Here is an 18,697-nt window from a genome sequence, read left to right as displayed (position 1 = left end):
TCAACTCAATACCCATCATGCCTAAACATGGGTATTTTTTTGCCAATGAAATAGAATTCAAAGAAGCCCATGCCCCGCAAGCCGCAGCCTTTCGGAGCTCTTAAGCCAAGGCTAATTCAGGGATAATCCCTAGCCATGTCTATCACGCTCAAAACAGAAGCCGATTTGCCCGGCCTGCGCAACGCCTGCCGCCTGGCTTCGGAAGTTCTCGATTACCTCACCCCCCACATCAAACCCGGCATCACCACGCGCGAGATCGACCGCCTCGCCGCCCAGTGCATGGCCGAGCAAGGCACGCGCTCGGCCACGCTGGGCTACCAGCCCGAGGGCTATCCGCCCTACCCCGGCTCGGTCTGCACCTCGCCCAACCACGTCGTCTGCCACGGCATCCCCAACGACAAGCCGCTGAAAAAAGGCGACATCCTCAATGTGGACGTCACCGTCATCACCCCCGATGGCTGGTTTGGCGACAACAGCCGCATGTTCGAAATCGGCGCAGTCTCCATCGCCGCGCGGCGGCTGTGCCGCCTCACTTTCGAGGCCATGTGGCACGGCATCTTGCAAATCAAGCCCGGCAACCGCCTGGGCGATGTGGGCCACGCCATCCAGAAATTCGCCGAAGGCAATGGCCTCTCCGTCGTGCGCGAATACTGCGGCCACGGCATCGGCCGCGCCTTCCACGAAGAACCCCAGGTACTGCACTACGGCCGCCCCGGCACGGGCGAGCGGCTGGAGCCAGGCATGGTCTTCACCGTCGAACCCATGCTCAACCTGGGCCGCCCCGAAATCAAACACCTTGGCCACGACGGCTGGACGGTCGTGACCAAAGACCACAGCCTCACCGCCCAATGGGAGCACCAGGTGCTGGTCACCCCCACGGGCTACGAAGTGCTCACCCTCTCGCAAGGCTCGCCCGCCCTGCCCGACTTCGTGCAGGCCACCAAGACCTGAATTCTTACAAATCAACCGCAATAAAAAACACCGCTTTCGGCATAACTTGCCTAAAGCGGTGTTTTTTATTGATCTGCAATCGGTGTGCGGCCAGGCACTACTTCCAGAACTTCCACCAAGCTGGTTTAGCCTCCGGCGCTGCCGCGCCGCCCTGCCCGCCTTGCGGGAAAGACGCCTGACGCACCCGGCGCGTGTCGTCGCGCAAATCCGTCATGCCCAGCTTGTCATAGGACTTTTCCAGAATCTCCAGCGCCTCGGCCAGCGCCGGGGCCTCCTTGTAGTCACCAATGGCCATCTGCGCGCGGTTGATGGCCGCCACGTAGGCCCCGCGCGAGTAGTAATAGCGCGCCACATGCACCTCATAGGCTGCCAGGGCATTCACGATATACAGCATGCGCTGGGCCGCATCGGGCGCATAGCGCGATTGGGGGTAGCGGTCGGTCAGCTCCTTGAACGCCTCGAACGACTCCTTGGCCGCGCGCTGATCGCGCTCGGACAGGTCCTGCGGCGACAGCCACGAAAACAGCCCCGGGTTATCGCTGAAGTTGATCAGGCCCTTGAGATACAGCGCGTAATCCACCGCCTCGCTGGTGGGGTGCAACTGCATGAAACGATCCAGCGTGGCAATCGCCTCCGCCCCCTTGCCATCCTTGTACTGGGCATAGGCCTTGTCGATCTGGGCCTGCTGCGCCAGCGTAGTGCCCGCAGCGCGCCCTTCCAGACGCTCAAGCAGCGGCACGGCTTTCTCGAAATTGGCGGAATTGAGTTCGCCACGCGCTTCGCTGTAGAGCCGGTCGGCCGACCAGTTTTCCGTGCGATCTTTGGAAGTGCTGGAACAAGCCGCAAGCACAAGCGCCAGCGCGCCACAAAGCAGGGGTGAGGTGTGAATTCGCATAAACCAAGGGCCGCGCAACCGGGGAAAACAGGGAGAAAACGCCCCAAAAGGCAGGCAGAAAAGGCCAAAAAACAATGGGCGGCCATTGTAGCCATGCCCACTGCCGTTGCTGAGAGCCTGTTCAAAATCTCGGCGCGAGTGGACAAGAAGCGGTTTGGGATGGGCTGCAAGGCGCAAAACACAGCCATAGCCGCAGCTATGGCGAGGCTTTGCAACGCCGCAGACCGCCCAAATCCGCTTTCTTGAACACCGTGCAGAGATTTTGAACAGGCTCTGAGAGGCCAAGGGCCTGTCCATGGCCTTGGCCGCGCTCTGGCGCAATCGTGTTTGGAGGGACAATCACCGCCTTGTCGTTTCGGCCCCTTTGCCTGCCTCTTGCCATGTCCCACTGCGCCCCCGCCTGCCGCCTCTCCTTGCTCACCCTTGCCACATCGGCCCTGGTCGGCCTGTCGGCCTGGGGCTGGTTGAAAGTCATTCCCGCCTCCGATCGCCATGCTGCGCCACAGCGGCCCGTTGCGGTTTCAGAGAATCCAGCCCAGTCCGTCGCCATCCCCGCCCTGGCAGAGCGCGCGCAACCGATGTATCTGCTGCTGACGGTCGAGGGGCTGGATTACTGCCCCGAAAACGACACCAGCGATGCCCTCAAGGCCGATTTGGTGCGCCAGAACTTCGACAACGCCGCCCATCTCCAGCATTTGCTCGAATCCATTGAGCCTGGCGGCGCGCAGGGAAAAATCCAGGCCGGCTATGTCATTACCACCAAGCTGCTGAGCCTGTTCAAACCCGAAAGTGACGGCCAGGGCTGGACTTTCGATGCGGGTGGCTTTGCCTGCCAACTGCGCCTGGTGGAAAAGCTCGACCGCCCAGTGGCCTTGTACCTGTCCTCCACCCACTTCGATACCCAAGGCCCGCTGCCCCAGAAGCTGAGTCAGGAAGCGGCCAACCTGGCCCTGTTCCCCGACCTCAAGCCCGCCACGCTGAGCTATTTCTCCTACCCCATCGTCCCCTACACCCTGCAAACGGATGGGGCCATTGCCGTCAACCACTACAAACGCCAGGCGCTGGCGCACATCCACCAGATGGTGCAGGCGCTGGCGCCCGAGCACCGGCGCAAGATCGTCGCCATCTTTCTGGGCGGCGAAACGCACCAGTTCTACCAGGGCTTTGAAGATGGCATGGGCGAATTCGCCCAGCCCGTGGTGACCGATTACAGCCCCGCCTCCCAGCAGCAGTTCCGCGCCTGGCTGGCCCAGCGCTACGACAGCATTGATGCGCTCAACCAGGCCTGGGGCAGCGCTTTGCCATCCTTTGACGCCATTGCCGCGCCAGCGGGCAACTTCCGCGCCCAGCCGCAAACGCCGCTTTTGGCCCATTACGACGGCTATGCCCAAGGCAGCGTGCCCGTGCACGGCTGGTTCTGGGACGCCAGCGGCACGACCGAAGCCCTGCGCGTGTACCTGGACGGGCAATACATCGGCCCCGCCCAATGGGGCCTGAACCGGCTGGATGTGTACCGCGCCGTGGAGGACATTGCCACCCCAGCCGTGGGCTTTCGCATGAATTTGCCCTTTGACCGCCTGCCCGCCGGGCGGCACATGGTCAGCATCACCCACGCCCAGGGCGCGTATGAGTGCCTGATGGACGAGCGCGTGATCGAGGTGCTGCGCCCTGCGCCCGCTGCCGGGGCCGATGCGCCGCTGGATTTCAGCGACAAGCACCGCGTGTTCACCAGCATGCGCGACAAACCCCTGCGCTGCCCACAGCGGGCCAAGGCCGGCAAGCGCTATTACCTCGACAGCCCCGCCTGGGACATGAAAGTGGCCTTCAACCCCGCCGCGCGGGACTGGAACCTCTTTCGCCAGGCGCAGGTGCGCGCGTACATGCAGCAGCTCTACGACTGGGCGGTGGAGATGGGCTACGACGCCAGCCTGCTGTTCTCGCACCAGATCGTGCCCGAGCTCAACTCAAGCTGGAACGAAAACCTCTTTGCCACGCAAGGCAGCGTGGCCGCCGATACGCCCTGGAAGCCCGGCTTCAACCTCTACGGCGCAGGCGCCTGGTCGCCCTGGACGCAAGACTTCCTCCAGCGCCTGGCGCCCCAGGAGGGGGGCTACGGCATCCCCGAGTTCCACCCCCAGCAGTGGAAAGACGCCCGCAGCGCCCGCGCCGCCATCGCCCACCACTACAACGCGGGGGCACATTTCCTCAGCCCGTATTACTTCTCCATCATCCCGCCGCAGTATTTGCAGGACCCCACCTCCAACGCCGTGGCGCGCATGCGCCTGGAGGCAGGCAACAGCGCCGATGGCTCCAACGTCTTTTACGAGGCCATCCGCGAATATGCCCGGCAGTAACCCGGCAACAACCCGATAAAACCAATCAAAAGAAAAATAAAACTAACAAAATATTGCCAAAACAAGGCGATTTTGTTTCCTATTGATTGATAAAAAACCAACGCGCTCGCCCTGTTGCAGCCCCCCCCCGCCTCGCCCCCCTCTCGCATGGCCGCCATTCTTTTGCTTTACTCCACCGTTGATGGGCATACCCTGCACATCTGCCGCCATATCCAGGCCCAGCTCCAGGCCCAGGGGCACAGTGCCACGCTGGCCAGCATCACGGCCGAGCCGCTGCCGGATTTGGCCGCATTCGACGCCATCACCATCGCCGCCAGCATCCGCTACGGCAAGCACCGCCGCTCGGTGTTCGAGTTTGTTGCGCGCCATCTGGACGTGCTCGAACGCGTGCCCAGCGCGTTTTTTTCCGTCAACCTCGTCGCGCGCAAGCCTGAGAAAAACCAGGCCGAGACCAACCCTTACGTGCGCAAGTTCTTCGCCCAAACGGCGTGGCGCCCGCAATTGACGGATGTGTTTGCGGGCAAGATCGACTACCCCCGCTATCGCCTGGCCGACAAGCTCATCATCCGCTTCATCATGTGGATGACCAACGGCCCGACGGATTTGCGCACCACTGCGGAATTCACCGATTGGCAGCGCGTTGACGCCTTTGCCAAGCGGCTTGGCTCACTGTGACGGGGCGGCGGCCTGCACCAGGGCTTGCGTGTAAGCACACTGCGGATGCTCAAGCACCGCGCGCCAGGGGCCGTATTCCACCGCCTGGCCATCTTTCATGACCAGGACGTCGTGGGCCATGGCGCGCACCACATCCATATCGTGGGTGATGAGCAGATAGGCCAGCCCCCGCTCGCGTTGCAGGCGTTGCAGCAAGGCCAGCACCTGCTGCGCGATGGTGGCATCCAGGGCGCTGGTGGGCTCGTCGAGCACGAGCACGGCAGGCTCGCTCACCAGCGCGCGGGCGATGGCGATGCGCTGGCGCTGGCCGCCGGAGAAGGCGTGCGGATAGCGCTCCAGCAGGCCGGGCCAGTGGCGCAGATCCAGCCCCACTTCCGCCAGCAGCGCTGCGACTTTGGCGCGGCGCTGCTCGGCGCTCAGGTGCGGCGCATGGACCAATAAGCCCTCCTGCACGATTTCCCCCACCGTCAAGCGCGGGGAGAGGGCCGAGAACGGGTCTTGAAACACCACCTGCACCTGGCGGCGCAAAGCCCGGTTATGCGGCGTGTTGCGCAGCGCGGGCTGCTGCCACGGCTGGCCTTGCAACCGCAGCTCACCCTGGCAAGGCAGCAGCCCCAGCACCGCTTGCGCCAGCGTGGTCTTGCCCGAGCCTGATTCGCCCACCACCGCCAGCGTTTGGCCGGCGCGCAAGGTGAAATCCAGCGCATGCACCGCCGTGAAATGCCCTTTGCGCAGCCAGCCGCGCAGGCCCGGCAGCGGCACTTCGTAATCCACGCGCACGCCGCGCGCCTCGATACAGGCCGGGGCGCTGTCGCCTGCTGCGCCGCGTTGCTGCACCTCCACCACATCCCGCCGGGGGCGGCTGCCCAGCAATTGGCGGGTGTAAGCCTGCTGGGGATTTTCAAAAACCTGCCGCACCGGGCCTTGCTCCACAATGCGCCCGGCCTGCATCACCGCCACGCGGTCGGCAAAGTGGCGCACCAGGTTCAAGTCGTGGGTAATCAGCAGCACCGCCATGCCACTGTCTTGCTGCAAATCGGCCAGCAATTGCAGGATTTGCAAGCGCAGGTGCACATCCAGCGCCGTTGTCGGCTCATCGGCAATCAACAGCTTGGGCCGGTTGGCCAGGGCCATGGCGATCATGGCGCGCTGGCGCTGGCCGCCGCTGAGCTGGTGCGGATAGCTGCGCGCGCGCCGCTGCGGCTCGGGGATGCCGGTTTGCGCCAATAGCTGGGCGGCCTGCTGCTGCGCGGCGCGTTTGGGCAAGCCTTGCTTGATTTGCAGGATTTCGGCGATCTGGTTGCCGATGGTCATCAGCGGGTTGAAGGCCGTCATCGGTTCCTGGAACACCACCGCCGCATCCGCGCCACGCACCGCCTGCAATTGGGGCGCGTGCATGCGCACCAAATCGCGCCCTTGCAGCAGCGCCTGGCCGCTGAGCTGCGCGCCCTCGAGCAAGCGCAGCAAGCTCAGCGCGGTGACGCTTTTGCCCGAGCCAGACTCGCCCACCAGCGCCAGCTTTTCGCCTGGCGCCAGGGTGAAATCCACGCCATGCACCACGGTTTTGCCATCAAAGGCCACGCGGAAATCGCGCACCTCCAGCAGCGGGGCCGAGGCGGGTGCAGGGGCGGGCGGCTCATTCATGCCGACCTCACTGCCAGCCAATCGCCTGCCCTGCCTGGATGAGGATGGCTTGATTGCACATCAAAAGAAATAAAAAAGCCGGTTTTCGGCATGATGGATGGAGCATTGAATTGCGCTTGATGTGCAATCATATTTTAATTCAAAAAGAAAAAATATTGCTATATTTCGGCAATAGGAGCGCTGCTTGCATTTTCCCTTGATCTGTAATTGAGCTTACGCCTGCGCCTTGCGGGGATCGAGCGCGTCGCGCAGCGCATCGCCCATCAACGTCAGCAGCAGCAGCGTCAGCACCATGACGGCGAAGGTGAAAACGCCAATCCACCAGGCATCCAGATTGCTTTTGCCCTGGTTGAGCAACGCGCCCAGCGACGGCGTGCCCGGCGGCACGCCCAGGCCCAGAAAATCCAGCGCCACCAAAGAGGTGATGGCCGCGCCCATGCGAAAGGGCAGAAACGTCACCACCGGCGTCATGCTGTTGGGCAGGATGTGACGCGTCATGAGCCGCCAGTTGCCCACGCCCAGCGCCCGCGCCGCACGCACGTAATCGAGTTGGCGGTTGCGCAAGAATTCGGCACGCACGTAGTCCGACAAGCCCATCCAGCCAAACAGGCTGAGGATCAGCAGCAGCAAGCCCACGCTGGGCTGAAAAATCGCGCTGAGGGTGATGAGCAAATACAGCTCGGGCATGGAGCCCCAAACCTCGATAAAGCGCTGCCCCGCCAAATCCACCTTGCCCGCAAAAAAACCCTGCACCGCCCCGGCCAGCACCCCGAGCAGCACGCCAATGGCCGTCAGCGCCAGGGCGAACAGCACGCTAATGCGAAAGCCGTAGAGCAATTGCGCCAGCAAGTCGCGGCCGCGGTCGTCCGTGCCCAGCCAGTTCTGGCGCGAGGGGGGTGCCGGGTCGGGCGCGCTGCTGTGGTAGTTGATGGTGCCCGCGCCGTAACGGTTGGGCGGAAAAATCGCCCAGTTTCCGCCGCTGTGGATGCGCTGCGCGATGAAGGGGTCGAGGTAATCGGCCTCGGTATCGAACTGCCCGCCAAACTGCGTCTCCGGGTAGGTCTGGAACACGGGGAAGTAATACTGGCCCTCATAGCGCATCAGCAAAGGCTTGTCGTTGGAGAGCAGCTCCGCCATCAGGCTGAGCGCCAGCATCAGGGCAAACAGCACAAAGCTCCCATACCCCAGGCGGTTGCGCTTGAATCGGCGCCACGCCCGCTGGCGTGGGCTGGCATAGGCAGAGGAATAATCGGGCGACGGGGACATAAATGCAGTCAACAACATCCGGGCAGGCACGGGCCAGAGCTGAAAAAACCCTGCCCTTCATGATGGACAAGCAACGCCATCCATCCACCACCAACGACAACGGCAAGTGTATGCAAGAACTGATCGAGCGCATCCTGGGCCACCGGGGGCATTTCGTCTGCGCACAAATCTCGGCGCCAGCCAGCCAGCACAAAAAGCTGCCTTTCACACACATCTGCACCCCACCTACCGGCGACGCCTCAGACCTGCCAGAGGTGGGCGGCCTGCGCAGGTTCTACAGCGCCATCGGCAGCCTGACGCTCTACCACGTCGCCGCATCCGACGAGGCAGGCGCCTACATCGCCTCGCCCGCGCAATGGGCAAGCCTGCAACACGATTTTCTCGGCGGGTTCGAGGGCATGAGCGCGCAAGATTGGAGCGCAGAAGATCAAGCCTGGATCGAAGCCTGCTGCGTCATCGGCACCGAACCACACACAGGCAATTACTTTCTGATGCGCATGGAAGGCGATGATGCGGGCTGGGTGTACAGCTTTACGCACGCCGGGCTGGAGTTCGACGAAGAAGCGCCCAGCCTGCCCGCCTTTGTGGAAAAACTCCTCACCGTCAACAACAGCCTGGCCCGCCGCCTGGCCTACCACATGCGTTTTTCAGAAGATGGCGGGCGCACGCAGTGGACGCTGCACAGCATCCACGACAACACCGGTGCCTGCGGCCGCCTGGAAGCGTAAGAGCCTGGCACGGGCCCGCAGGGCCGCTACGATGGCGGGCTTTGCAATTTCAAAGGCCCACCCCATGCCCCTGTCCGCCCTTCCCTTGCTTTCCCCGCTTTCCCGCCGCCCCTTCGCGCTGGCCGCTGGCGCACTGTGCCTTGCGCTGGGCGCAGCGACCTTCACCGCCCCCGCCGCCGCCCAGGCCAAGGGCCAGCTCATCGGCACGGTGGATACCGCTTTCATCCTCATCGGGCGCGACCACGATATTGCGGTGGAGGTCTATGACGACCCCGCCGTGCAAGGCGTGAGCTGCTACGTCTCTCGCGCGCGCACCGGCGGCATCAAAGGCTCGCTGGGCCTGGCCGAAGACCGCGCCGAAGCCTCCATCTCCTGCCGCCAGGTCGGCCCCGTGCGCATCGACAAGGAGCTGCCGCTGCAAGAGCAGGTGTTCAGCGAGCGCATGTCCATCCTGTTCAAGCGCCTGCGCGTCGTGCGCATGGTCGATGTCGATCGCAACACCCTGGTCTATCTGACCTATTCGGACAAGCTGATCGACGGCTCGCCGCAAAACAGCGTCACCGCCGTGCCCATCGACCGCGCCATGCCCATTCCCGTCAAGAAATAAAACCAACAAGCCCCCGCCCGTTGCATGAAAAGCTACCTCCTCGCCCTTGACCAAGGCACCTCCAGCTCGCGCAGCATTGTTTTCGACATGCAAGGCCAGCTCTGCGCCATCGCGCAGCAAGAGCTGCCGCAAATCTACCCGCGCCCCGGCTGGGTCGAGCACGACCCGCAGCTCATCTGGCAAACCCAACTGGCCACCGCCCAGCGTGCGCTGCAACAAGCGGGCGTGAGCGCCAGCCAGGTGCGCGCCGTGGGCATCACCAACCAGCGCGAAACCGCCGTGCTGTGGGAGCGCGCCAGCGGCAAGCCGCTGCACCACGCCATCGTCTGGCAAGACCGCCGCGCCGAGCCTGCCTGCGCCCGCCTGCGCGAAGGCGGGCATGAAGCCCTGGTGCAGCAAAAAACCGGGCTGATCGTCGATGCCTACTTCTCCGCCACCAAGCTGCAATGGCTGCTGGAGAACATCCCCGGCGCACGCGCGCGGGCCGAACGCGGCGAGCTGGCCTTTGGCACCATCGACAGTTGGCTGATCTGGAACCTCACGCGCGGCGCGGCCCACGTCACCGACGTCAGCAACGCCTCGCGCACCATGTTGTTCGACATCCGCCGCAACACCTGGGACGAAGAACTGCTGGCGCTGCTGGACATCCCCCACGCCCTGCTGCCGCAGGTGCTGCCCTCGGCCAGCGCCTTTGGTCACATCCACCCCGATTGGCTGGGCGCGGCCCTGCCCATTTGCGGCGTGGCGGGCGACCAGCAAGCCGCCCTGTTCGGCCAGGCCTGCTTTCGCGACGGCATGGCCAAAAACACCTACGGCACCGGCTGCTTCATGCTCATGCACACGGGCGAGCACTTCCAGCTCTCGCACAACGGGCTGCTCACCACCAGCGCCGCGCAAACCGATGCCGCCCGCCGCTTTGCGCTGGAAGGCAGCGTTTTTGTCGGCGGCGCCGTCGTGCAATGGCTGCGCGACGGCCTGGGCGCCATCAGCAGCAGCGATCAGGTACAACACCTGGCCGAAACCGTGCCCGACAGCGCTGGTGTGCGCTTTGTGCCCGCCTTCACCGGCCTGGGCGCGCCCTATTGGCAGCCCCAGGCGCGCGGCACCATCACCGGCATCACGCGCGGCACCAGCATCGCCCACATCGCCCGCGCCGCGCTGGAGAGCATCGCCTACCAAAGCGCCGCCCTGCTCAACGCCATGGACCGCGACGCCCAGGCCGCCGGAGCCGCCCCCGTGACCGAGCTGCGCGTAGACGGCGGCGCCAGCGTCAACGACTTGCTGATGCAGTTCCAGGCCGATTTGCTGGGCATCCCCGTGCTGCGCCCCAAAGAGGTGGAAACCACCGCCCTGGGCGCGGCCTGGCTGGCGGGCCTGGGCGCGGGCCTGTACGCCGGGGCGGACGAGCTGAGCAGCCTCTGGCAAGCCCAGCGGCGCTTTTACCCCACCATGCCGCGCGAGCGCGCCCAGGAGCTGATGCAGGAGTGGGAGCACGCCGTGCGCCAGGCCACGGCGGCATGAGCGTGGCCCCCGCCCGCCAATCATCCAATCAAAGGAAAATTTATTCCAATACCATCATGCCGAAATAGGCATGATTTATTTCTTTTGAAATAGAAATCAAAGCATGTCTGCGCTTTTTACAAGCGCGCCAGCCGCCGCAGCGCCTCGGCCAGCGTGGCCTCTTGCTTGGCAAAGCAAAAGCGCACCACCTTTTGGTCGAAGCCATCGGCGTAAAAGGCCGAGAGGGGGATGGCCGCTACGCCGATTTCGCGCGTCAGCCATTGGCAGAACTGGTCTTCGGGCAAATCGCGCTCGGGCACGGCCAGCTCGGCGATGCTGGCGCACTGGAAGTAAGTGCCCTCACAAGGCAGCAGGCGAAAGCGCGTTTGCGCCAGCCCGGCGCGGAAGGCATCGCGCTTGGCAGCGTAAAACGCGGGCAGGTTCAGATACGGCGCCGGATCGCGCAAATACGCCGCCAGCCCATGCTGCATGGGGGTGTTGACGGTAAAGACGTTGAACTGGTGCACCTTGCGCAGCTCGGCGCTCAGGGGCGCGGGGGCGGCGACGTAGCCCACCTTCCAGCCGGTGACGTGAAAAGTCTTGCCAAAGCTGCCAATCACGAACGCGCGCGCGGCCAGCGCCGGGTGGCGCGCCACGCTTTCGTGCCGCAGCGGGGCGTACACCATGTGCTCATACACCTCGTCGCTGATGAGCAGCGCGTTGGTGGGCGCCAGCAGCTCGGCCAGGCGTTGCATGTCGGCCGCGCTCCAGACGGTGCCGCTGGGGTTGTGCGGCGTGTTGAGGATGAGCGCGCGCGTGCGCGGCCCCAGCGCGGCGGCGATGCGGTCGAAATCGGGCCGAAAGCTCCCGGGCGTGAGCGGCACGCGCACGGCGGTGGCCCCGGCCAGGGCGATGGCGGGCAGATAACAGTCGTAGCACGGCTCCAGCACGATGACTTCATCGCCCGGCCCGGCGCAGCAAAGCAAGGCGGTGAGGATGGCTTGCGTGGCCCCGGCGGTGATGGTGATTTCGCGCTCGGCGTCGTACGCGTGGCCGTAGAGCGTTTGCAACTGCGCGGCAATGGCCTGGCGCAAGGCGGGCACGCCGGGCATGGGCGGGTATTGGTTGTGCCCGGCGCGCATGGCCTGGGCCACGGCATCGACCAGCGTCGCATCGCAATCGAAATCGGGAAAGCCCTGGCCGAGGTTGACGGCCTGGTGCTGGGCGGCCAGCGCCGACATGACGGAAAAAATGGTCGTGCCCACGCCGGGCAGGCGCGATGCCATGGCGGGGGTGGAAAAGGTGGCTGGGGTGGCTGGGGTGGCGGGCTGGGCGGCAATCATGACAAATCAAAGGAAATAAAACAGCCTTGTTTCGGCTTGATGGGCATCAAGCTGATTTTCTTCATTTGGAAAACCAATGGCTTGCCGCCTTGCAGGCCATCCAGCGCTTGGGCAGCCACGCGCTTGGGCAGTGTCAAGCCGCCACGCGCTCGATATCGGCGCCCAGGGCGCGCAGTTTGGCTTCGATGCTGTCGTAGCCGCGGTCGAGGTGGTGCAGCTCAGCCACGCGGGTTTCGCCTTCGGCCACCAGGCCTGCGATGACCAGGCAGGCCGAAGCGCGCAAGTCGGTGGAGCTGACCGATGCGCCGCCAAGCTTTGCGCCGCCTTCGATGACGGCGACCTTGCCATCGGCCTGGATGTGCGCGCCCAGGCGGGCCAGCTCGCCCACGTGCATGAAGCGGTTTTCGAAAATCGTCTCGGTCACGGTGCTGCTGCCCTTGGCCACGCAGTTGAACGCCATGAACTGCGCCTGCATGTCGGTGGGAAAGCCGGGGTATTCGGTGGTGCGAAAGCTCTGCGCCGTCAATTGGCCGCTGGCCGCGCCGGGGCTGCGCACGCGGATGCCTTCGGGCTGCACCTCGATGGCCACGCCCGCTTCGGTGAGCTTGTCCAGCACGGCATGCAAATGCTCGGCGCGGGCGTTGCGCAGCAGCACATCGCCGCCCGTGGCAGCGACGGCGCAGAGGAAAGTGCCCGCCTCGATGCGGTCGGCCACCACGTCATGGGTGCAGCCGTGCAGGCGCTCCACGCCCTGGATGCGGATCACGCCCGTGCCGTGCCCTTCGATGCGCGCGCCCATGGCGATGAGCATTTCGGCCAGGTCGATCACCTCCGGCTCTTGCGCCGCATTGGTCAGCACCGTTTCGCCTTCGGCCAGGGTGGCGGCCATGAGCAGGTTTTCCGTGCCGGTGACGGTGATCATCTCCGTGGTGATGTGCGCGCCCTTGAGGCGGCTTTGCCCCGGCGGCAGGGAGGCGACGATGTTGCCGTGCTCGATCTGGATTTGCGCGCCCATGGCTTGCAGGCCACGGATGTGCTGCTCCACCGGGCGCGAGCCGATGGCACAGCCGCCGGGCAGCGCCACGATGGCCTGCCCCAGCCGCGCCATCAGCGGGCCCAGCGCGAGGATGGAAGCGCGCATGCTGCGCACCAGCTCATAGGGCGCATGCGGCTGGCCCAGGTGCTCTGCGTGCAGGTAGGCGGTGGAGGCCACATCCAGCACGTCGGCGCTGCGCGCGCTGCCTTCGTGGCGCACTTGCACGCCCACGCATTGCAGCAGTTGCAGCATGGTGTCCACATCTTGCAGGCGGGGGACGTTGCGCAGCACGACCGGCTCGCTGGTCAGCAAGCTGGCGCACAGCAGGGGCAGCGCGGCGTTTTTTGCGCCGGAGATGGCCACTTGCCCATGCAGGGGGCGGCCGCCGCGGACGATGAGTTGTTCGGCAGACATGCGTCGCTTGCTCCCGGGGCGCGGTTAGGCCTGTTGGGCTTGCCACTCGGCGGGCGTGAGGGTTTTCATGGAGAGGGCGTGCAGCTCGTCGGTATGCATGCGGTTGCCCAGCGTGGCATAGACCTTTTTGTGCCGCTGGATGCGCATCAGCCCTTCGAACTCGGGCGAAACAATGGTGGCAAACCAGTGGCGGCCATCGCCCTCAAGCTCGATGTGCTGGCAAGCGATGCCTTGCTCGATGAGGGCGCGGATGTCTTCTGCGGTCATGGGGGATGAGAGTCTGTGTGGGGGAAATCAAAAATCAGCCGCGAATCTTATAGCCATTCCTGAGCATGCCCAGGGCCAGCGCCGCCGTGGCGGCCCAGACCGCCAGCGTGATGCCCAGGCTCAGCCAGGGGGAGAAATCGCCCTGCCCGAGAAAGCCGTAGCGAAAGCCGTCGATCAGATAAAAGAAGGGGTTGAGGTGGCTGATTTGCTGCCACAGCGCGGGCAGCGAGTGGATGGAATAGAACACGCCGGAGAGAAACGTCATGGGCATGATGAGAAAGTTCTGGAACGCGGCGAGCTGGTCGAACTTATCCGCCCACAGCCCGGCAATCAGCCCCAGCGTGCCCAGCAGCCCCGCGCCGATGAGGGCAAAGGCCAGCGCCCAGAATGGATGGGGCAATTGCAGCTCGGTGAAAAACGGCGTGACCAGCAGCACGCACGCGCCCACCACCAGCGCGCGCAAGATGCTCGAGGCGATGTAGGCGGCAAACCAGGCGCGGTGCGACAGCGGCGTGAGCAGCAAAAACGTCAGGCTGCCGGTGATCTTGCTCTGAATCAGGCTGGAGGAGCTGTTGGCAAAGGCGTTGTTCAAAATCGCCATCATCGCCAGGCCGGGGATGAGAAAACGCGCGTAGGCCATGCCGCCGTACACATCGGCGCGGCCATCGAGCACGTGGTTGAAGATCAGCAAATACAGCACGGTGGAGAGCACCGGCGCCGCAATGGTTTGCAGCGCCACGCGCCAAAAGCGCAGGATTTCCTTGAGAAACAGCGTGTACCACCCCCACAACGTGGCACGCCAGGAGGTGGCGCGCTGCCCGGGCGCAAGGGCCAGGCTGGCTTGCCGCTGGGCGGCGGCGGTGGAGGCATCGTCCTTCAAAACTGGCTCAGACATAGCAATTTCAACCGATAAAACCAATCAAACAAATCAAAAGAAATACAGCATTAATATCATCATGCCGAAACAGGCTTATTTTTATTCCTTTGATGTGGAAAAAATTGGATTTGCACTTACCCCTGTGCCGCTGGCGCAGCCTGATCCTGGCGCTCCTGCTGCATCAAGGCGATAAACACATCCTCCAAATGCGCGCGGCGGATTTCCATCTCCTCAATCTGCACGCCCGCCTGGCGCAGTTGGTTGAGGATCTCCTCCACCGCCTGCGCGCTGCCCTGCGGCTGGCCGGTGGGGATTTGCACCGTGCGCCCCGTCACCCTGGCGCGCGCGGCCAGCGCGGGCGGCAGCGCCTGCTGGGTTTTGAACTGCAACACGCTCTGGCTCAGCCGCGCGAGCAAATCGCCCGTCTCCTCCAGCGCAATCAGGCGGCCGCCGCGCAGCATGGCAATGCGCTGGCACAGCGCTTCGGCCTCCTCCAGGTAATGCGTGGTCAGCAGCACCGTGTGGCCCTCGCGGTTGAGCTGCTCGATGAAGTGCCACAGCATCTGGCGCAGCTCCACATCCACCCCGGCCGTCGGCTCATCGAGCACGATCACCGGCGGCTTGTGCACCAGCGCCTGCGCCACCATCACCCGCCGCTTCATGCCGCCCGAGAGCTGGCGCATGTTGGCATTGGCCTTGTCCGTCAGCCCCAGGTGGTGCAGCAGGGAGTCGATCCAATCGTCGTTGTGGCGGATGCCGAAATAGCCGGACTGAAAACGCAGCGTTTCGCGCACGGAGAAAAACGGATCGAACACCAGCTCCTGCGGCACGATACCCAGGCGCTGGCGCGTTTGCGCCGGCTCGCGCTGCACGTCAAAGCCCTGCACCCGCACCGTCCCCGCGCTGGGCCGCACCAGCCCGCCCAAAATGCCGATCAGCGAAGTCTTGCCCGCCCCATTGGGGCCAAGCAGACCGAGAAACTCGCCCTCGCGCACCTCCAGATTGATGTCGCGCAACGCCTGAAACGGCCCGGCGGGCGTGGCATAGGTTTTACTGACAGACTGGAAGGAAACGGCTGCTGGCATGGCGGGAACAAAAAAACCGCCTGGGGGCGGTTGGGCGTAGCGGTACTGAACAAGCCGCGCAGTGTACGCCAAGATGCCAAGACGGCGTGGCAAAGCGGTTGACTCCCCGGCATCAATCCAGATCAAAGAAAAATACACTCCATAAATAATTTGCCAAAAATGTGCAAATTTTTTTCTTTTGAACTAAAAAAAGCCTGGGCTTGCAAGACCCAGGCTTTCTTTCTCCCGCCCTGCGGGGGCTACATCAGCAGCGCGCTTCGGCGCCCTTGCGGGTGTAGTACCACCAGTTCAGCGCGGCGCAGATGGCGTAGAAGGCGATGAAGCCGTAGAGCGCGGCGTTGACGCTGCCCGTGGCGGCGATAGAGGTGCCATAGCTCTTGGGGATGAAAAAGCCGCCGTAGGCTGCAAACGCTGCGGTGAAGCCGATCACGGCCGCGCCTTCCTTGGTGGCGTCCAGACGGGCTTGCTCCACGGAAACCTTGCCTTGCTCGGCAAACTTCTGGTGCATGTTCAAAAAGATCACCGGCACTTGCATGAAGGTCGAGCCGTTGCCAATGCCCGTGAGCGCGAACAGCACCAGAAAGCACACGAAAAAGCCCCAGAAGTTGCCGCCCTGGCCGTTGCTGGGCAAAAAGAAGATCACGCCGAAAACGGCCACGATCATGCCCATGAAGACGATTTGCGTGACGATGGCGCCGCTTTTGATCTTGTCCGAAATCCAGCCGCCAATGGGGCGCACCAGCGCGCCGACCAAGGGGCCGAGGAAGGCGTATTTCACCGGGTCAATGCCGGTGAACTGGCTTTTGATGAGCATGGGAAAGCCCGCCGCAAAGCCGATGAAGGAGCCGAAGGTGCCCAGATACAGAATGCACATGATCCAGTTGTGCTTGCGCTTGAAGATCACGGCCTGCTCGGCAAAGCTGGCCTTGGCCGAAGCCAGATCGTTCATGCCAAACCAGGCCGCCAGGGTGGAGAGGATGATGAATGGCACCCAGATAAAGCCCGCGTTTTGCAGCCAGATTTGCTTGGTCACATCGCCCTTGGTCCAGGTCTGCGCCTCGCCGCCGAGCGCGCCGAACACGCCTGCGGTGATGATCAGCGGCACCACGAACTGCACGGTGGACACGCCCAGGTTGCCCAGGCCCGCATTCAGGCCCAGCGCCGTGCCCTTCTCCGCCTTGGGGAAGAAAAAGCTGATGTTGGCCATGCTGGAGGAGAAGTTGCCCCCGCCAAAGCCGCACAACAAGGCCAGAATGACCATGGTGACGTAGCTGGTATCGGGGTTTTGCACGGCAAAGCCCAGGCCGATGGCGGGCAGCAGCAAGCTGGCAGTGGACAGCGCCGTCCACTTGCGCCCGCCGAAGATGGGCACCATGAAGGAATAGAAAATCCGCAGCGTCGCGCCCGAGAGCGCAGGCAGCGCGGCCAGCCAGAACAGTTGGTTCTCGGTGTATTTGAAGCCGATGTTGGGCAGGTTGATCACCGCCACGCTCCAGACCTGCCACATGGCAAAGGCCAGCAGCAGCGCGGGAATGGAGATCCACAAATTGCGGTTGGCGATTTTCTTGCCGGTGCTTTGCCAGAAGTCCTTGTCTTCTGGCCGCCAGTCTTGAATCAAATAGGACATGGGGAATGCTCTTTCCAGGAGAGAAAAAAAAGCTGCCTGCTGTGCGCGCAGGCAGCCCAATCGATCAGGCAGAAGCCTGCGCCGCGGATTTGGCGATCTCGGGACGGAAGCTGTAGTGCATGCAAATCAGCGATACGCACACCGTGCCATACAGCAGCATGAAGGCGCTGGAGCGAATGCCCGTCCAATCCAGCAGCGCGCCGAACATGATGGGCAGGATGAAACCACCCAGGCCGCCAGCCAAGCCCACGATGCCGGAAACCGCGCCGATGTTGTCGGTGAACTCATCGGAGATGAACTTGAACACCGAGGCTTTGCCAATCGCCATCGCAATACCCACGATGAACAGCAGCACCGTAAACACCCAGGCATTGAGGCCAATGTGCATGGTGATGGGGCCATTGACGCCCTTCATGGTGAAGTCCGTGGGCGGGTAGCTGAGGATGAAGCAGCACACCCAGATCACCCACATCACCCACCACGTCGTCTTGTAAGCGCCATAGCGGTCGGACATCCAGCCGCCAATGGCGCGCAGCACGCCGCCGGGCAGCGAGAAGCACACCGCCAGCAGGGCCGCCAGCTCCAGCGAGAACTCGTACTCGCCCATGTAGTACTTGGTCATCCACAGCGCCAGGGCCACATAGCCGCCGAACACCACCGAGTAATACTGGCAGTAGCGCAGCACGCGCGGATCTTTCAGCAAAGCCAATTGCTGCGAAAAGCTCGCCTTGCTGCCCGTGACCAGGTGGTTGGGGTTGGTGGCCGAGAACAGCCAGAACAAGATCGCCGTACCCAGCAAAATCGCCGCATAAACCTTGGGCACGATGGTCCAGGAATTGGCCACCGCCGCGCCGCCCGCCACGGCGATCAGCCAAGGGGCCAGCATTTTGGTCAGCGACGAGCCGGCATTGCCCGCACCAAACACGCCCATGGCCAAACCCTGGCGATCGCGCGAGAACCAGCGCGCCACATAAGGCGTGCCCACCGAGAACGAGCCGCCCACCAGCCCCACAAACAGCCCCAGCACCAGAAACTGCCAGAACTCGGTGGCATAGGCCAGCAGATACACGGGAATGACCGAAACGATCATGATCAGGAAGAAGACGATGCGCCCGCCGTAGCGATCCGTCCAAATCCCCAAAGGCACACGCACCAGCGAGCCGGTGAGCACCGGCGTGGCCGCAAGCAAGCCGAACTGGGTTTCGGTCAGATTCAGTTGGTTCTTGATGGGAATACCCAGCACGGCAAACACCATCCACACCATGAAGCAGACGGTGAACGCGACCGTGCTGGCGATCAGCACGCTCATGGCTTTGGCATTGCCTGGATCTCTGATTGGGGTTTCGGCCATCGCGGCTCCTTGTAGTTGAAAAACGTTACCAAGGGTAGGCTTTTGCAACCACACTGCCAATTGCCCGTCTGATGGAT

The 18,697-nt window shown here is 63.6% G+C and carries 17 protein-coding genes; 6 read left to right on the top strand and 11 right to left on the bottom strand.

The annotated features are described in order from the left end of the window. Positions 1 to 135: 135 nt before the first annotated feature. Positions 136 to 951 carry a type I methionyl aminopeptidase gene (map, locus tag EBQ26_RS01975; RefSeq protein WP_122237357.1) on the top strand — a complete coding sequence of 272 codons (816 nt, stop codon included), beginning with the start codon at positions 136 to 138 and terminating at the stop codon, positions 949 to 951. A gap of 97 nt (positions 952 to 1,048) precedes the next feature. On the opposite strand, the gene EBQ26_RS01970 is transcribed toward map, so the two are convergent. Beyond that, entirely contained in the window at positions 1,049 to 1,846 is a 798-nt protein-coding gene (locus EBQ26_RS01970) for an outer membrane protein assembly factor BamD (RefSeq protein ID WP_122237356.1), read from the bottom strand. Positions 1,847 to 2,226: 380 nt separating this feature from the next. Between EBQ26_RS01970 and EBQ26_RS01965 the strand changes: the two genes are divergently transcribed. Both EBQ26_RS01965 and hemG read left to right on the top strand, forming a co-directional pair. Next, on the top strand, positions 2,227 to 4,200 hold the full coding sequence (locus EBQ26_RS01965) for a beta-galactosidase (RefSeq protein WP_122237355.1): 1,974 nt from the start codon (positions 2,227 to 2,229) through the stop codon (positions 4,198 to 4,200). A gap of 147 nt (positions 4,201 to 4,347) precedes the next feature. Further along, positions 4,348 to 4,875 (top strand): menaquinone-dependent protoporphyrinogen IX dehydrogenase, encoded by a 528-nt coding sequence (hemG, locus tag EBQ26_RS01960; protein WP_122237354.1) that lies wholly within the window; start codon positions 4,348 to 4,350, stop codon positions 4,873 to 4,875. Here hemG and EBQ26_RS01955 read toward each other — a convergent pair. Both EBQ26_RS01955 and EBQ26_RS01950 read right to left on the bottom strand, forming a co-directional pair. Further along, positions 4,867 to 6,519 (bottom strand): ABC transporter ATP-binding protein, encoded by a 1,653-nt coding sequence (locus tag EBQ26_RS01955; protein WP_122237353.1) that lies wholly within the window; start codon positions 6,517 to 6,519, stop codon positions 4,867 to 4,869. The genes hemG and EBQ26_RS01955 overlap by 9 nt on opposite strands. Before the next feature lie 213 nt (positions 6,520 to 6,732). After that, positions 6,733 to 7,785 carry an ABC transporter permease gene (locus tag EBQ26_RS01950; protein ID WP_122237485.1) on the bottom strand — a complete coding sequence of 351 codons (1,053 nt, stop codon included), beginning with the start codon at positions 7,783 to 7,785 and terminating at the stop codon, positions 6,733 to 6,735. A gap of 59 nt (positions 7,786 to 7,844) precedes the next feature. Between EBQ26_RS01950 and EBQ26_RS01945 the strand changes: the two genes are divergently transcribed. The 3 genes from EBQ26_RS01945 (at position 7,845) to glpK (ending at position 10,641) form a co-directional block, all read left to right on the top strand. Further along, a complete protein-coding gene (locus tag EBQ26_RS01945) occupies positions 7,845 to 8,513 on the top strand; it encodes a hypothetical protein (protein WP_147473984.1) in 669 nt (222 codons plus the stop codon). 64 nt (positions 8,514 to 8,577) lie between these two features. Beyond that, the gene (locus EBQ26_RS01940) at positions 8,578 to 9,120 is read left to right on the top strand and encodes a CreA family protein (protein WP_122237351.1); all 543 of its coding nucleotides are present in this window, start codon (positions 8,578 to 8,580) and stop codon (positions 9,118 to 9,120) included. A 24-nt stretch (positions 9,121 to 9,144) separates the two neighbouring features. Continuing rightward, the gene (glpK, locus tag EBQ26_RS01935) at positions 9,145 to 10,641 is read left to right on the top strand and encodes a glycerol kinase GlpK (RefSeq protein WP_122237350.1); all 1,497 of its coding nucleotides are present in this window, start codon (positions 9,145 to 9,147) and stop codon (positions 10,639 to 10,641) included. Positions 10,642 to 10,757: 116 nt separating this feature from the next. Here glpK and EBQ26_RS01930 read toward each other — a convergent pair whose 3' ends face one another. From EBQ26_RS01930 to EBQ26_RS01900, 8 genes are all read right to left on the bottom strand, one after another. Then, complete coding sequence (locus EBQ26_RS01930) at positions 10,758 to 11,963, bottom strand: pyridoxal phosphate-dependent aminotransferase (RefSeq protein ID WP_275265339.1); 1,206 nt, start codon at positions 11,961 to 11,963, stop codon at positions 10,758 to 10,760. Further along, positions 11,960 to 12,082: a hypothetical protein gene (locus EBQ26_RS13125; RefSeq protein ID WP_275265338.1), complete on the bottom strand. Its 123-nt coding sequence runs from the start codon at positions 12,080 to 12,082 to the stop codon at positions 11,960 to 11,962. The genes EBQ26_RS01930 and EBQ26_RS13125 overlap by 4 nt, the downstream gene beginning before the upstream one ends. A gap of 14 nt (positions 12,083 to 12,096) precedes the next feature. Next, the gene (murA, locus tag EBQ26_RS01925) at positions 12,097 to 13,413 is read right to left on the bottom strand and encodes a UDP-N-acetylglucosamine 1-carboxyvinyltransferase (protein WP_122237349.1); all 1,317 of its coding nucleotides are present in this window, start codon (positions 13,411 to 13,413) and stop codon (positions 12,097 to 12,099) included. A gap of 24 nt (positions 13,414 to 13,437) precedes the next feature. Next, positions 13,438 to 13,680 (bottom strand): BolA family protein, encoded by a 243-nt coding sequence (locus tag EBQ26_RS01920; protein WP_122237348.1) that lies wholly within the window; start codon positions 13,678 to 13,680, stop codon positions 13,438 to 13,440. Positions 13,681 to 13,714: 34 nt separating this feature from the next. After that, positions 13,715 to 14,470, bottom strand: coding sequence for an ABC transporter permease (locus EBQ26_RS01915; protein ID WP_122237483.1), 756 nt, complete (start codon positions 14,468 to 14,470; stop codon positions 13,715 to 13,717). A gap of 221 nt (positions 14,471 to 14,691) precedes the next feature. After that, complete coding sequence (locus EBQ26_RS01910) at positions 14,692 to 15,642, bottom strand: ABC transporter ATP-binding protein (RefSeq protein ID WP_122237347.1); 951 nt, start codon at positions 15,640 to 15,642, stop codon at positions 14,692 to 14,694. A 244-nt stretch (positions 15,643 to 15,886) separates the two neighbouring features. Continuing rightward, complete coding sequence (locus EBQ26_RS01905) at positions 15,887 to 17,269, bottom strand: NarK family nitrate/nitrite MFS transporter (protein ID WP_122237346.1); 1,383 nt, start codon at positions 17,267 to 17,269, stop codon at positions 15,887 to 15,889. Positions 17,270 to 17,333: 64 nt separating this feature from the next. Next, entirely contained in the window at positions 17,334 to 18,578 is a 1,245-nt protein-coding gene (locus EBQ26_RS01900) for an MFS transporter (RefSeq protein ID WP_122237482.1), read from the bottom strand. Between the last annotated feature and the right edge of the window lie 119 nt (positions 18,579 to 18,697).

This window comes from Allofranklinella schreckenbergeri, from assembly GCF_003703475.1.
Classification (GTDB): Bacteria; Pseudomonadota; Gammaproteobacteria; order Burkholderiales; family Burkholderiaceae_C; genus Lampropedia; species Lampropedia schreckenbergeri.
Note: the sequence above shows the minus strand (reverse complement) of the source record. Positions and strands in the feature narration are given on the sequence as shown.